Source organism: Limosilactobacillus sp. (assembly GCF_022482365.1).
Classification (GTDB): domain Bacteria; phylum Bacillota; class Bacilli; order Lactobacillales; family Lactobacillaceae; genus Limosilactobacillus.
Map to the genome: position 1 here is coordinate 933,619 of NZ_JAKVPE010000001.1, position 14,283 is coordinate 947,901.

The 14,283-nt window shown below is 44.1% G+C and carries 16 protein-coding genes; all 16 read left to right on the forward strand.

Features of this window, described 5'->3' with window-relative positions; all coding sequences use genetic code 11:
• The first annotated feature begins 76 nt into the window (after window positions 1-76).
• The 16 genes from LKE23_RS04485 (at window position 77) to LKE23_RS04560 (ending at window position 14,261) form a co-directional block, all read left to right on the forward strand.
• Window positions 77-280: a hypothetical protein gene (locus LKE23_RS04485; RefSeq protein ID WP_003716711.1), complete on the forward strand. Its 204-nt coding sequence runs from the start codon at window positions 77-79 to the stop codon at window positions 278-280.
• Window positions 264-581, forward strand: a complete 318-nt coding sequence (locus tag LKE23_RS04490) for a hypothetical protein (protein WP_291978259.1) — start codon at window positions 264-266, stop codon at window positions 579-581. The genes LKE23_RS04485 and LKE23_RS04490 overlap by 17 nt, the downstream gene beginning before the upstream one ends.
• Window positions 578-1,717: a DUF2800 domain-containing protein gene (locus tag LKE23_RS04495; RefSeq protein WP_291978260.1), complete on the forward strand. Its 1,140-nt coding sequence runs from the start codon at window positions 578-580 to the stop codon at window positions 1,715-1,717. The genes LKE23_RS04490 and LKE23_RS04495 overlap by 4 nt, the downstream gene beginning before the upstream one ends.
• Window position 1,718: 1 nt before the next feature.
• Window positions 1,719-2,270: a DUF2815 family protein gene (locus LKE23_RS04500; RefSeq protein ID WP_346816012.1), complete on the forward strand. Its 552-nt coding sequence runs from the start codon at window positions 1,719-1,721 to the stop codon at window positions 2,268-2,270.
• A 55-nt stretch (window positions 2,271-2,325) separates the two neighbouring features.
• Entirely contained in the window at window positions 2,326-4,260 is a 1,935-nt protein-coding gene (locus LKE23_RS04505; protein ID WP_291978261.1) for a DNA polymerase, read from the forward strand.
• 84 nt (window positions 4,261-4,344) lie between these two features.
• Complete coding sequence (locus tag LKE23_RS04510; RefSeq protein ID WP_291978262.1) at window positions 4,345-4,731, forward strand: DUF7768 domain-containing protein; 387 nt, start codon at window positions 4,345-4,347, stop codon at window positions 4,729-4,731.
• Between the two features lie 2 nt (window positions 4,732-4,733).
• Entirely contained in the window at window positions 4,734-6,989 is a 2,256-nt protein-coding gene (locus LKE23_RS04515; protein WP_291978263.1) for a phage/plasmid primase, P4 family, read from the forward strand.
• 212 nt (window positions 6,990-7,201) lie between these two features.
• Window positions 7,202-7,483 carry a VRR-NUC domain-containing protein gene (locus LKE23_RS04520; protein WP_007124183.1) on the forward strand — a complete coding sequence of 94 codons (282 nt, stop codon included), beginning with the start codon at window positions 7,202-7,204 and terminating at the stop codon, window positions 7,481-7,483.
• Complete coding sequence (locus LKE23_RS04525; RefSeq protein ID WP_126327916.1) at window positions 7,464-8,819, forward strand: DEAD/DEAH box helicase; 1,356 nt, start codon at window positions 7,464-7,466, stop codon at window positions 8,817-8,819. The genes LKE23_RS04520 and LKE23_RS04525 overlap by 20 nt, the downstream gene beginning before the upstream one ends.
• Complete coding sequence (locus tag LKE23_RS04530) at window positions 8,816-9,283, forward strand: restriction endonuclease (RefSeq protein WP_126327917.1); 468 nt, start codon at window positions 8,816-8,818, stop codon at window positions 9,281-9,283. Before LKE23_RS04525 ends, LKE23_RS04530 begins: the two co-directional genes overlap by 4 nt.
• 148 nt (window positions 9,284-9,431) lie before the next feature.
• Window positions 9,432-9,809, forward strand: coding sequence for an HNH endonuclease (locus LKE23_RS04535; RefSeq protein WP_003671980.1), 378 nt, complete (start codon window positions 9,432-9,434; stop codon window positions 9,807-9,809).
• 119 nt (window positions 9,810-9,928) lie between these two features.
• On the forward strand, window positions 9,929-10,471 hold the full coding sequence (locus tag LKE23_RS04540; protein WP_047767216.1) for a P27 family phage terminase small subunit: 543 nt from the start codon (window positions 9,929-9,931) through the stop codon (window positions 10,469-10,471).
• Window positions 10,471-11,697, forward strand: coding sequence for a site-specific DNA-methyltransferase (locus LKE23_RS04545; RefSeq protein ID WP_048687317.1), 1,227 nt, complete (start codon window positions 10,471-10,473; stop codon window positions 11,695-11,697). Before LKE23_RS04540 ends, LKE23_RS04545 begins: the two co-directional genes overlap by 1 nt.
• 72 nt (window positions 11,698-11,769) lie before the next feature.
• Window positions 11,770-12,390: a hypothetical protein gene (locus LKE23_RS04550; RefSeq protein WP_126327918.1), complete on the forward strand. Its 621-nt coding sequence runs from the start codon at window positions 11,770-11,772 to the stop codon at window positions 12,388-12,390.
• 2 nt (window positions 12,391-12,392) lie between these two features.
• A complete protein-coding gene (locus tag LKE23_RS04555) occupies window positions 12,393-12,599 on the forward strand; it encodes a DUF5049 domain-containing protein (RefSeq protein ID WP_048687321.1) in 207 nt (68 codons plus the stop codon).
• Window positions 12,600-12,662: 63 nt separating this feature from the next.
• Complete coding sequence (locus LKE23_RS04560; protein ID WP_366512172.1) at window positions 12,663-14,261, forward strand: terminase large subunit; 1,599 nt, start codon at window positions 12,663-12,665, stop codon at window positions 14,259-14,261.
• Window positions 14,262-14,283 lie beyond the last annotated feature (22 nt).

Here is a 14,283-nt window from a genome sequence, read left to right on the forward strand (position 1 = left end):
ACTTTTTTCTTTCCCATGGCCTGTAAGTGTAAGGCAGTTATTCCTTACCAAACTTAACAAGAAAGGAACGGTCAAAATGGCTAACAAAATTTCTATTTCAGTAGCCAAGCATCCCCAACAAGATGGTGTTGTCAGTATGCGTCAAATCACAATCCGTGAACGGCTGCTGCGTTTACTACTCGGTCAACCACACCATCTGATGGTGATTACACCTGGCAAAGATGTTCAGCAACTGCAAATTAACGAAGTAAAGGAGGATTCATATGAGCGTAATGAATGACTTCGATTTACAACTTAAGGAAGCTGAGAACCAGCTTGATCAAGCCAAGGATGCCATTCAGTCCATCCGTCAATTGCTATCAAGCAATCAGGATGCAGCCCCATGTGATAATGAGCAACCAAAGCGCGATCCAGTTGAAGATAAAGTAACGGTTCGCAAGATGCTAGCAAAGAAGAGTGGTGAAGGCTACACCGCTCAAGTGAAAGCATTGCTTCATAAATTTGGTGCTGAAAAATTATCCGACGTAGGCCCTAAGGATTACAAGGATCTTTACTACAGTGCGGAGGGCTTGGGACAATGAGTTCACCAAAATATCACGCTTTACTATCAGCTTCCAGTGCCAACCGTTGGCTAAGTGCTCCGCCACTACCGCGATTAGAACAATACTTTCCGCACACCACTTCAAACGCTGCCGCTGAAGGAACAGCTGCCCACGCACTAGGAGAATATAAGATCCATCGATTGCTCGGTGATAGGTTCAAGCGTCCTACTTCTGATTACCAATCAGATGAGATGGAAGACCTAACCGATGATTACGCTAGCTATGTCCTGGGACAATACCACCAAGCTAAGAAGTATGCTTCTGACGCCACCATCAATGTGGAACAGAAACTAGACTTCTCCAAGTACGTTCCGGAAGGCTTCGGTACCGGCGACTGCGTGATCGTTTCTGATCACCTGCTCCACATTATCGACTTCAAGTATGGCAAGGGTGTCCGGGTGGAAGCCAAGAACAACCCTCAGATGAAGCTCTATGCCGTTGGAGCATTAGAGATGTTTGGCAATCTGTACAACATCGATGAAGTTGAAACTACAATCTTTCAACCTCGCATGGCCAATATCAGTACCTGGACCATTAATGCCCAAAAATTGATGCACTGGGCCAATACCGAACTGAAAGAAAAAGCCGAATTAGCTTTTGCTGGCAAAGGCACTGTTCGTTATGGCCCCTGGTGCCAGTTCTCTGCCTGCAATGCCGTGCTGCGTGCTCGCTACAATTATCATCACAAGCTCACCCGGTTTCAGCTCCGTTCACCGAGTTTACTAACAGACAGCGAAGTAGCTGAAGTTCTGGAACATATTGATGATTTAAATCGGTGGGCACACGAAGTTAAAGATTACGCTGCTGACTTGGCAATTAATCATGGTAAGCGGTGGCCGGGCTACAAAATTGTTGAAGGCCGTTCCATCCGTCGTTATAAAGATGAGAAAGCAGTCGCCAAGATTGCTGAAACTAATGGCATTCATAACATCTACCAACAAAAGTTATTGCCAATTACTAAGTTAGAAAAACAGCTCGGCAAAAAGAAATTCACCGAACTGTTCAGTCAAGAGATTATTAAACCGGCGGGCAGGCCGACTCTAGTGCCGAATTCCGATTGGCGGCAGAGTATTGGAAAATCAAACCCAAAGGATGAATTTAAGGAGGAACCATAACATGTCACAACAAACTAAGGTCGTTACTGGTATTAACACTCGTCTTTCTTACGCCAACATCTGGGAACCCAAGTCTATTAATGGCGGTAAAGAAAAATACTCAGTCAGTCTGATTATCCCCAAGTCAGATCAGAAGACAGTCTCCGCAATTGAGAAGGCCATCGATGCTGCCATTCAAGAAGGCATTGGAAAGTTTGGTGGTAAGAAGCCTAACAAGGCCGCTCTGAAGCTACCTCTTCGCGATGGAGATGTGGAACGTGATGATGCAGCCTACCAAGATAGCTATTTTATCAACGCTAATTCAATTACTGCTCCACAAATTGTGGACAAGCATGTTCAACCAATCCTTGATCGCAATGAAGTTTACAGTGGCTGCTACGCTCGGGTTTCAATTAACTTCTATGCCTTTAACACCAACGGTAACCGTGGAATCGCCTGTGGCCTGGGTAACATCCAAAAGATCCGTGATGGTGAACCACTGGGTGGACATGCTAGTGCCAGTGATGACTTTACAGCAATTGATGATAGTAATGACGATGATTTCTTAGCTTAAACCAAAAGATGGGCAGTCGACTTTGACTACCCATTTTTTGTAGAAAGGATTTCTAATGAAACAGCTTTCGATTGATATTGAAACTTATTCCAGCACCAACCTAAATCATACCGGGGTTTACCGTTATGCCGATAGTGATGACTTTGAACTCTTGCTATTCGGCTATGCTGTCGACTTTGGACCAGTTAAAGTCGTTGATTTAACCCAAGGCGAAAAGATTCCATCACAGATTATCCAAGCCCTAGATAATCCCAACATTATTAAGAGTGCTTTTAATGCTCAATTTGAACGGGTCTGTCTGTCACGCTTTGTTGGTCACCGCTTAAAGCCAACTGGTTGGCATTGTTCTCGCGTTTGGTCCGCTACTCTCGGACTACCTTTGTCACTGCGAGATGTCGGAAGCGTACTAGGGTTACCACGGCAAAAGATTACTGCTGGTAAGGAACTTGTTCGCTACTTTTGCACACCTTGCAAACCTACGAAGGCCAATCAAAATCGCACTCGTAACTTCCCCTACCATGCTCCTGATAAATGGCAACAGTTTAAGCAATACAATCAGCGTGACGTCGAGGTTGAAATGGAAATCACCCAGAAGCTCGAATGCTTCCCCGTCCCACAGAATGAATGGGAAAACTACTGGATGGATCAAGACATTAACGATCGCGGTATCCGGATTGACCAACAACTGGTTAACAATGCGATCAAATGTCAAAACGTCTTCCATGACCAGTACTTACAAACTGCTAAAGAATTAACAGGTCTAGCAAATCCTAACTCTCCATTACAGCTAAAAGACTGGCTCCAGCAGCAAGGTATTAAAACTAATTCACTATCCAAAGCATCAGTGGCACAGCTATTACAAACCACTACCGGCACGGTCCATCAAGTATTAGCTCTCCGCCAGTTGTTATCTAAATCAAGTGTCAAAAAGTATCAGGCTATGCAGAAAGCTATGTGCCAAGATGGTCGTGTCCATGGTCTTTTACAATTTTATGGTGCTAACCGGACAGGTCGGTGGGCTGGTCGCCTTGTACAAGTACAAAATCTTCCCCGTAATTCAATGCCAGACCTCGAAGAAGCTCGCGAATTAGTTAAGCAAGGCAACGTACCAGCACTTGCAATGCTTTATGATTCAGTGCCAGACGTCTTATCACAATTGATTCGCACTGCTTTTATCCCTAGCAAAAATCATCATTTCTACGTGGCTGACTTCTCAGCGGTTGAAGCACGAGTGATTGCTTGGCTATCTAATGAAAAATGGCGACAAGAATCCTTTGCCAAGAATGAAGATATCTATTGTGCATCCGCAAGCCAGATGTTTGGTGTCCCGGTGGTCAAACATGGAATCAATGGTGAACTCCGTCAAAAGGGTAAAATTGCGGAACTCGCCCTGGGCTATGGCGGTTCTATTGGTGCGCTCAAAGCCATGGGTGCCACTAAACTTGGCCTAACCGATGATGAATTACCACCACTGGTTCAAATGTGGCGTAATGCTAGTCCTCACATTGTGCAGTTTTGGTGGGACGTTGATAAAGCAGCTAAAGAATGTATTAAAACGCACCTCCCGCAAACTACCCACGGAATGAAGTTTATTTACCGGAGTGGCTGCATGTTTCTTCGTTTACGGTCGGGACGTTATCTTTGCTACCCCCAACCTAAAATTGGCATTAACCGGTTTGGTTCTGAATCGATTACCTTCATGGGGAACAACACCGTGAAAAAATGGGATCGAATTGAAACCTATGGGGCCAAGCTGGTAGAAAACATTGTCCAAGCAACTAGTCGTGACCTGCTAGCTGAAGCAATGCGGCGGTTAGAAGCTACTGAGAATACGGTGGTAATGCATATTCACGATGAAGCCGTAATTGATGCCCCTTCCAATCGGTCACTTGACACCATGGTTCAGCTCATGACCGAAGTTCCAGACTGGGCCAATGGCTTAATCCTCAACGCTGCTGGTTTTGTTAGCGACTTTTATAAAAAAGATTAATTTTAATGGTTTACTTTCTGCCCTCATCTGGCTTATTGGTGAGGGCTTTTTTAGTTCTCTAATTTAATGAAAGGATCTGAATCTATGTCAGAAGCAACCATAGCAATTACCAAGCTGCGCCAAGATAAACTGAATCCACACTACCGACCAATGATCTTTGTCATTGCGCCGTTTACAGAAGTAGTAAAGAGCGATGCTAAAAGTACCATGACAGTGCGCTCCAACTGCCGTTTTGTCTATCAACATGGCGGCATCCCCGTTTGTCCACAGCTTTACCTACCTCAATTTATTAACCTGCACCATTCACAGGAATTTCAAGTAGCCGCCTTTATTAACATTGTGCTACTAACCAAATGCGCCGAAGCCTGGTCATTTGGTAAGCCAACACATGATATGCGCTACTTCATCCGCTTAGCCAAACGTAAAAATAAAAATATCCGCTACTTTAATAACGAAATGGAGGCCAACTAAAGATGCATTTTACTTTATCGACGGCAGTTAATTCCGGTCAGGCTAGCAATACGATCTATCCTCATCAACAAGCTATTACTAATACACAGGAATTAGAACAAGCTGTCCGCTATGACCATGTCTGCGGTCAATTTCAAAATAACAAACGCACCATTGCCAACTTCATCAAAGCCGATTGCCTAATTATGGATTGTGACAATGATCATTCTGACGATCCGACTACTTGGATCAACCCTGCAAACATTGCTAACTATTTCGATGATGTTTCCTACGCCATTACCTTGTCACGCAACAACATGAAAGCCAAGCATCATAAAGTACCCCGGCCTAAGTTTCATGTCTACTTTCCGATTACTGAGATTACGGATGCTAAAACCTATGCTGAACTAAAACACGAAATTCAAGAATACTTTCCCTATTTTGATGATAATGCGCTTGATGCGGCCCGGTTTGTCTTTGGTGTGCCTAGTACTAAAGCCATCTGGCATGAAGAATCACAAACCGTAGACAAATTTATGATGGTTCAACATTACTTTGCTCAGCAAAACGTGGGAGCAATCCATGAAGGTCAACGTAATGCAACCCTCTCACATTTTGCCGGTCGCATCATTATGCGTCTTGGCAATACTGCTGAAGCTCGTCAGGCATTTCAGGAAGAAGCTGCTAAATGTGATCCACCACTAAGCAAGCAGGAATTAAAAACTATTTGGAATAGTGCTATTAAATTTGGCCAGCGGATGGCAAGCCAAAAGGGATATATTCCACCCGAAGAATACAACCAGCCTAATGATGAATTACAGCCGGCTGATTACTCGGATACTGGTGAATCTTATGTCTTTGTCAACAACTGCAAGAACCGGGTCTGCTACACCAACCAGTCAGGCTTCATGTGGTTTGATGGCAAAGTCTGGCAGGAATCAGAACCGCTAGCTCTTGGTGAGGTTCAGCGTTTCACCGATCAACAACTAGCTGACGCCCAACTCCGTGTCTCTCAAAGTTACCAAGTAATTAAGAACAATGGAGTCGCCAACGCCCTGCAAACAATGGGCAAGACGAAAGCCAGCCGGACCTTTAATGATGAACAACAAGCAACGTTCAAAGACTACGAAAATGCTAAAGCTTACGAAGCCTTTATTCTCAAGGAACGCAGCACTCGAGGTATTAACGGGATCTTAACCAACTCCCGACCAAAGCTCGTCAAAGAGATTAATGAGTTTGATGCTAATCCATTTCTGCTGAATACCCCGACCGGTCCTTTCAATTTAAGGAAAGGGATGCATGGTCAGCAAGAAATTCAAGCTGATGAATTAATCACTAAATCCACATCCTGTGTTCCTGGTAGTCAAGGAGCTTCACTCTGGCAAGAAGCACTCACTACTTTCTTCTGTGGTGACCAAGCGTTGATTAATTACGTCCAAGAAATTGTGGGTCTGGTGGCGATTGGTCAGGTTTACCTGGAAGCTCTGATTATTGCTTACGGCAGCGGGAGAAATGGTAAATCAACCTTCTGGAACACCATCGCTAATGTACTCGGTACCTATACCGGTCACCTCTCGGCTGATGCCTTAACAACTGGTGTCCGGCGAAACGTCAAACCAGAGATGGCCGAAGTCAAAGGCAAGCGGCTAATCATCTCCGCTGAACTAGAAGAAGGTAAGCGACTGAACACTTCCATCGTCAAGCAACTCTGTTCAACTGATGAAATCTATGCCGAAAAGAAATACATGAAACCTTTCTCTTTTACGCCCAGCCACACCATCGTGTTATACACCAATTACCTGCCCCACGTAGGTGGTAATGATGAAGGAATCTGGCGCCGATTGATTGTGATTCCCTTTAAAGCCACGATTGCTAAACGGAATGACATTAAAAACTATGCTCAGTATCTAACCGAACAAGCTGGTCCAGCGGTATTGCAGTGGATTATTGAGGGTGCCCAGCGAATCATTCAGCAAAATTACCAGTTAACCACCCCCGTTGCCGTAACCAAAGCGGTACGATCCTACCACGCTAATAACGATTGGCTAGGACATTTTCTTAATGAGAATTGTGAACTTGACCCCAGTTATGAACAAAAGTCAGGCGATCTTTATCAAAAGTATCGCGAATATTGCCAAGGCATCGGTGAATATATCCGCAACACAACTGACTTTTACACGGCCCTCAAAAATGCTGGCTTTCAACGTCAACACAAACAAAACGGTCGTTTCATCAAGGGACTGCGATTAAAAGTTGAGGCTGATGAATTCCTCAGTTGACTGTCATCGACTGTCACACTTTAAAACTCTAAAAGCTTGATACATCAGTGTTTACCAACCCTAATGACAGTCGTGACACTCTTTTACATTACTTGTATATAGGAATAAAAATAGAAAAAAAGAGTATAGAGAAGAGTAGTAAAGCAACTGTCACGACCGTCATTAACCCTGACGAACCACCTATATATCAACGTTTAGGAAGGATTTTACAAATGTTAGAAAAACAAATCGAAACTGCTTTTGTCAAAGCTACTCACCAACGCGGAGGTCTTTGCCTAAAGTTCATCTCGCCATCTATGGCCGGAGTACCTGATCGATTGGTCCTCCTGCCTGATGGTCACATGGGCTTTGTGGAGATGAAGGCTCCTGGTAAACATCCCCGCCCGTTACAAGTGCAAAGACTCAACCAGTTAAAACAACTTGGTTTCCAAGTCTTTGTTTGCGATCAGCTTGATCAGATTGGAGGAATGCTTGATGCAATACAAACCGCATGAATATCAACAATATGCAACTCGGTTTATTTTGGACCATCCCGTAGCAGCCATCTTGCTTGATATGGGACTAGGTAAAAGCGTCATTACCCTAACTGCTATTAAACAACTTATTCAGCAGGGGAAAGTTCAACGGGTATTAGTTGTCGCTCCACTGCGCGTGGCTAAACAAACTTGGCCAGAAGAAATTGAAAAATGGGACCACTTAAAAGGCCTTAACTATTCAGTCGTCACTGGTTCTAAGCTTCAAAGGATCAAAGCACTGCAGCAAGATGTCGACATTTATATCATTAATCGGGAAAACTTGAAATGGCTAATTGAATCCTCTGGTAATTCCTTTGACTACGACATGTTGGTGATCGATGAACTCTCTAGTTTTAAGTCTTACCGCTCACAACGCTTCAAAGCCCTCAAACGAGTACGACCTCTGATTAAACGCGTGGTTGGCTTAACAGGTACACCGTCGTCTAATGGCTTGATGGATCTGTGGGCGGAATTCCGCGTGCTGGACATGGGCCAACGACTTGGCCGCTTTATCTCATCTTACCGGATGAACTACTTTGACCCCGACAAGCGAAACATGTATCAAGTGTTTACCTACAAACCTAAGCCCGGTGCTGAACAAAGTATCTACCGCGCCATTGATGACATCACCATTTCTATGAAGTCTAAGGACTACTTGAAGCTGCCACCATTAACTATGAACACCGTTCCGGTAAAAATGAGTGATAGTGAGCAGGCTATCTATGATGAGCTTAACGCCCAGCTAGTAGTTTCAACCCAGGGCAAACAAATCGATGCCTTGAATGCTGCTAGCTTGTCGAACAAGCTATGCCAAATGGCTAACGGATGCGTTTATGATGACCATCAACAAATTGTGCAGATCCACCAGCGAAAACTCGATGCACTCGAGGATTTGATTGAAGCTGCGAATGGCAAACCAGTACTCGTTGCTTACTGGTTCAAACACGATCTCTCCCAGATCAAGCAACGATTCACTGCTCGCGAGATTAAAACTGTTAAAGACATTCAGGACTGGAACGCTGGTAATATTCCATTGGCATTGATTCATCCTGCTTCTGCCGGACATGGTCTCAACCTGCAGGCTGGTGGTGCCACCTTGATTTGGTATGGATTAACTTGGAGTCTGGAACTCTACCAGCAAACTAACGCTCGGCTCTGGCGGCAAGGACAGCGTCAGACAGTAGTCATTCACCACATTATCACCGAAGGCACTATTGACGAAAACATTCTGGCGGCTTTAAAACGTAAAGACAAAACCCAGCTAGCTCTAATCAACGCAGTAAAAGCCAACCTGAAAGGAAGTGTTGTAGCGTGAGTATCATGTGGAACTACTTAGACAAACGACGAGCAACCATCGCAGCCTTGAAAGATTACGATGGTATGAAGTTCATCATTAACTCTTACCAAGACGACTTGAAGCTAGCCAAGGAACAAATGATTGGTGTCAGTTCGCCACGCTACGGTTTCGTACCTGGCAGCAGTAAAAAAGATAACCCAACTGAGCATCGCCTGCTGCATGGCATCGATGAGACAACCAAGCTGAATGAACGCTACCAACAAGCCCAACTTTACTTCAAGTGGTTCGAGCCAGCCTGGCAAGAGTTATCTGAAGACGAGCGCTTTGTTTTAGATGTCTGCTATCGTACTCCAAACCAGTCAATGAACGAGGGACTAACCATCGTGATGGACAAGTACTTCATTGCGAAAACCACTGCTTACAATCGAAAGAACAAAGCACTCGATCACCTCACGCTCTTACTTTATGGATCCCATCATTAGAAAGGTAAAACGCAGAACAAACAATCGGCTTATCTATGTTACGATGGTAGTGTAGAAAATTAGGATAAAGGCATTTGCTTTATAACATTGAAGCCTAGCGGTGCAAAACTGCTGGGCTTTTCTTATACCCTCAGAAAGGAGGAGTGTCATGCCCTACTCACCCAAGAAACCCTGTCGTTACCCTGGCTGCCCGCGACTAACCCACAACACTTATTGTGACGTCCATGCTAAGCAAGTCAGTTCTCACTACAATCGTTACCAACGACCAAAACGTAGTCGTCCGCGCTATCATCGTGGCTGGCCAAAGATCCGTCAACGCTACTTGCTCCACCATCCCTTCTGTGAGATGTGCCTGAGCCAAGGAAGGTATACCCAAGCCACCGAGGTCCATCACGTTCTGCCTCTGGAACACGGCGGCACCAACGAGTTCAAGAACCTGATGGCATTATGTAAGCCATGCCACTCCCGCATCACCGCCCAGATGGATGATCGCTGGCATAAAAAGCCACGTCGATATCATTACTAAACCACGGAGGGGGCCATCAAATCCTTAAAAATTTTTCGCGCGGGAGCGGGCCTGGGCCTTCGTGTACAAAAAAGCGAAATCAAACGGGGTATTAACCCCTGCCGGAAGGAGGGAGAGATTTGGCTAAAGATGGTACAAACCGTGGTGGATCCCGAATTGGTGCTGGACGCAAACCTAAATCACTTCACGATAAAATTCAAGCTGGACAAGACGCCCAAGTAATTGACCTACCAACTCCAACTAATTTGGAAGGTCATGTGATGCCGCCAGTTAAAGAGTACCTAAAAGCCAAGCAGAAAAATGGATTAGAGTTTGACGCTGCTGATATTTTTAAGGAAACCTGGAAATGGCTCGTTGAACGGGGGTGCGAAAGATTAGTCAACACACAACTGATCGAACAATATGCAGTAAGTGTTAGTCGCTGGATTCAGTGTGAAGAGTGTATCTCAAAATTTGGTTTTCTTGCCCGCCACCCGACGACCGGGAATGCGATTGCTTCCCCTTACGTATCAATGAGTCGCGACTATATGAAGCAATCTAGCCAATTATGGTTTCAAATTTTTCAGGTTGTTAAAGAAAACAACGCTACTACTTATCAAGGATCTACCCCACAAGATGATGTGATGGAACGCTTGCTCCGTTCACGGAAAGGAATGAACTGATGAAAATTGTTAAAAAGAAAATAGCAGACCTCATCCCCGCTGACTATAATCCACGTAAAGATTTGCAGCCGGGTGATCCCGACTACGAAAAGTTAAAACGATCAATGAAAGAATTTGGCTACGTTGACCCGATTATCTGGAACCAACAAACTGGCCGCGTGGTTGGAGGACACCAGCGATTAAAAATTCTCCTGGATGAAGGGATCGAAGAAGCCGAATGTGTAGTCGTCAACTTAAACGAAGAGAAAGAAAAAGCACTGAATATTGCACTTAACAAAATCAGCGGTGATTGGGATAAGGATAAGTTGGCTCTGCTCATGACCGACTTACAGGCCAGCGATTTGGATGTTTCATTAACTGGTTTTGACGAGAATGAGATCTCTGATCTTCTCGGTACCGAAGATGACACCCATGATGATAATTTTGACGTTGATAGCGAATTGGATAAACCAACCTTTTCAAAGTCAGGTGATTTATGGCACTTAGGTAAACACACTTTATTATGTGGTGACGCTACTAAAACAGAAAGTTACCAGAAATTGCTAGGTGATCATAAGGTCAACCTCGTGTTAACCGATCCACCATACAATGTTGATTACTCCAGCAAGGCTGGCAAGATCAAGAATGATCATCAAACCGACGAAAAGTTCTACCAGTTTCTACTCGCTGCTTTTCAAAATACGAATCAAGCAATGGCTAATGACGCCAGCATCTATGTTTTCCATGCCGACACGGAAGGCCTTAACTTCCGCCGTGCTTTCCAAGATGCTGGCTTTTATTTATCTGGTTGCTGTATCTGGAAAAAACAATCATTAGTGCTTGGTCGTTCACCATACCAGTGGCAGCATGAACCAGTTCTATATGGCTGGAAGAAAGATGGTAAACACGAATGGTACACCGGACGAAAGGAATCTACCATCTGGGAATTTGATCGTCCAAAGCAAAGTAAGGAACACCCAACGATGAAACCAATCCCATTACTAGCCTATCCAATCATGAACTCTACTATGTCGAACTGCACGGTTCTTGATCCATTCGGCGGTTCTGGTTCGACTCTGATTGCTTGTGAACAGACTAATCGGGTTTGTTACATGATGGAGTTAGATCCAAAATACTGTGATGTCATCGTTAATCGCTACATCAAACAAGTCGATTCGGATCAAGAAGTCAGTGTGGAAAGAGATGGTCATACAATTCCTTATAGTAATCTAAAAAAGCCGGCTTAATGCGTCGAAAGTCCTTGCTATCTGTACCTTCTAGAGTGATGTATACAGTGATCAAACAAGGAGGTATTGAATATGGAAATTAATTTTAATGTTCATGGCCAACAGCGCAAAAAGTTAGTCGAACAGATTGCTGAATACACTCAGCAAAAGGCAGAGTACCAGTACACACCAACTTATGCATACCAGATTGGCAAATACACTATCAGCAAGGATGGCAATCTTCTATCCCCGGATGAGATTCCTGCTGGATTAGTAACACATCTTAAGCAACAGGGATTCACACCCAGCGAGACAGTCAAGTTGAACATAACATATCGCCGCAATGAGTTTACTGACCAAGATCTAGATAACCTACGCCATTTAATCTGGGCAAAAGGACAATTAATCAAAGACGCTTGCCAACTGAACTCGTTGCCTCTCACAATCGATGACCAACAAGTAACCTTCGATTGGTTCACCGAAGTTAACACCGATGATGCTCCAGCTTATCAACAATTGATCGATAAGTTAGTGCGATACGCAAAGAGTCACCAGCGGATTATGTCCCAGCCACGGGAAGAAAGCAATGAAAAATATGCCTTTCGTTGTCTTTTGCTCCGGCTGGGATTTATTGGCCCAAGGTATAAGAAGCAACGGAAGGTGTTACTTAAAAATTTAACCGGGTCCGCCGCATTCAAAAGTCAGGAGGCTTAGTCATGAACAGGATCAAAGATGAATTAGCCAAACGTGATCGTATTCGCCAACAGGTTTTACAAATTCGCAATACCGGTGAAGTAAATATGTTTGATATTGAAAACGTAAAACGACTCGCTTATTACTATAATTGCCACGATCTGATCGACTATTTAACCACTGACCGAGCCAGCTATGTCAACCTGATCTTAACCGGTAAATTTAATTAGCTACCAAGCATTGAGTTCACTCTCAGTGCTTTTTTAGTACTAACGAAAGGAAGTGATGCTTTCTTGAGAAAGTTAAAAGATTATAAACCAACTCGCTTTATGGCTAAAGATTCTACTTACAACAAGGATGCAGCTGATTTTGCGGTTTCTTTTATTGAATGCCTCTGTCATACAAAAGGAACTTGGGCGGGTAAACCATTTGAGTTGATTGATTGGCAGGAGAAAATCATTCGTGACATTTTCGGCATTTTGAAGCCTGATGGTTACCGTCAATTCAATACCGCTTATGTTGAGATTCCAAAGAAACAAGGAAAATCAGAACTAGCGGCAGCAGTTGCCCTTTTGCTTTGCTGCGCTGATGGTGAAGAACGTGCAGAAGTTTATGGTTGTGCTGCTGATCGCCAGCAGGCCGCCATTGTTTTTGACGTCGCCGCTGATATGGTACGAATGAACCCGGCTTTGAAGAAACGATGCAAAATTCTCGCTTCACAAAAACGGCTGATCTATGAACCCACTAATAGTTTCTATCAGGTTCTATCTGCTGACGCTTATTCTAAACATGGGTTCAATGTGTCCGGAGTTATCTTTGACGAACTGCATACCCAACCGAACCGGAAACTCTATGACGTTATGACGAAGGGATCAGGGGATGCCAGAACACAACCTCTTTACTTTCTAATAACCACTGCTGGTAATGATGAAAATTCAATCTGTTATCAAGTCCATCAAAAAGCAATTGATATCATGAAAGGTCGCAAACATGATCCCCGCTTTTATCCGGTAATTTATGGTGCTGGTCGGGATGAAGATTGGTCGAGCCCCGAAGTCTGGAAAAAAGCTAATCCTTCTTTAGGAATTACAGTCAAAATGGAGAAAGTAAAAGATGCCTATAATTCAGCCAAAGAAAACCCAGCTGAAGAAAATACCTTCCGTCAACTCCGTTTAAATCAGTGGGTTAAACAAGATGTCCGATGGATGCCGATGGATAAATGGGATGCTTGTGCATTTCCTGTTGATCCCGATGAGTTACGTGGTCACGATTGTTACGGTGGTCTTGACCTGTCATCAACTACTGATATCACAGCATTCGTTTTGGTCTTTCCACCGCGTGATGATTCCGAAGGTTACACCCTGCTCCCCTACTTCTGGATTCCTGAAGATAATGTCGACCTGCGGGTACGCCGTGACCATGTTCCCTATGATATCTGGAAACAGCAGGGATATTTACAAACCACAGAAGGTAATGTAGTTCACTACGGATTCATCGAACACTTTATTGATGATCTGGGAAAGAAATATCACATCCGTGAAATTGCCTTCGACCGGTGGGGAGCTGTCGAAATGGTCCAGAATCTTGAAGGAATGGGCTTCACGGTAGTGCCATTTGGCCAAGGGTTCAAAGATATGACTCCACCAACCAAAGAGTTGATGCGCTTAACTTTGGAAAAGAAAATTGCTCACGGTGGACACCCAGTTTTGCGTTGGATGATGGACAACATCTACATTCGAACTGATCCGGCAGGCAACATCAAACCAGATAAAGCAAAATCAACTGAAAAGATAGATGGCGTTGTCGCTACTATCATGGGATTGGATCGCGCCATTCGCAATGAAGACAGTGGTGACTCTGTTTATGATGGTCGAGGTCTATTAATGTTGTAATTACGAAAAACTGAAAGGAGTT

Bases quoted from the DNA above. Each gene is read 5' to 3' on its own strand.
- LKE23_RS04515 (WP_291978263.1), top strand. From the start codon at position 4,734: ATGCATTTTACTTTATCGACGGCAGTTAATTCCGGTCAGGCTAGCAAT.
- LKE23_RS04535 (WP_003671980.1), top strand. From the start codon at position 9,432: ATGCCCTACTCACCCAAGAAACCCTGTCGTTACCCTGGCTGCCCGCGA.
- LKE23_RS04485 (WP_003716711.1), top strand. From the start codon at position 77: ATGGCTAACAAAATTTCTATTTCAGTAGCCAAGCATCCCCAACAAGAT.
- LKE23_RS04505 (WP_291978261.1), top strand. From the start codon at position 2,326: ATGAAACAGCTTTCGATTGATATTGAAACTTATTCCAGCACCAACCTA.
- LKE23_RS04520 (WP_007124183.1), top strand. From the start codon at position 7,202: ATGTTAGAAAAACAAATCGAAACTGCTTTTGTCAAAGCTACTCACCAA.
- LKE23_RS04490 (WP_291978259.1), top strand. From the start codon at position 264: ATGAGCGTAATGAATGACTTCGATTTACAACTTAAGGAAGCTGAGAAC.
- LKE23_RS04500 (WP_346816012.1), top strand. From the start codon at position 1,719: ATGTCACAACAAACTAAGGTCGTTACTGGTATTAACACTCGTCTTTCT.
- LKE23_RS04550 (WP_126327918.1), top strand. From the start codon at position 11,770: ATGGAAATTAATTTTAATGTTCATGGCCAACAGCGCAAAAAGTTAGTC.
- LKE23_RS04555 (WP_048687321.1), top strand. From the start codon at position 12,393: ATGAACAGGATCAAAGATGAATTAGCCAAACGTGATCGTATTCGCCAA.
- LKE23_RS04545 (WP_048687317.1), top strand. From the start codon at position 10,471: ATGAAAATTGTTAAAAAGAAAATAGCAGACCTCATCCCCGCTGACTAT.
- LKE23_RS04510 (WP_291978262.1), top strand. From the start codon at position 4,345: ATGTCAGAAGCAACCATAGCAATTACCAAGCTGCGCCAAGATAAACTG.
- LKE23_RS04525 (WP_126327916.1), top strand. From the start codon at position 7,464: ATGCAATACAAACCGCATGAATATCAACAATATGCAACTCGGTTTATT.
- LKE23_RS04495 (WP_291978260.1), top strand. From the start codon at position 578: ATGAGTTCACCAAAATATCACGCTTTACTATCAGCTTCCAGTGCCAAC.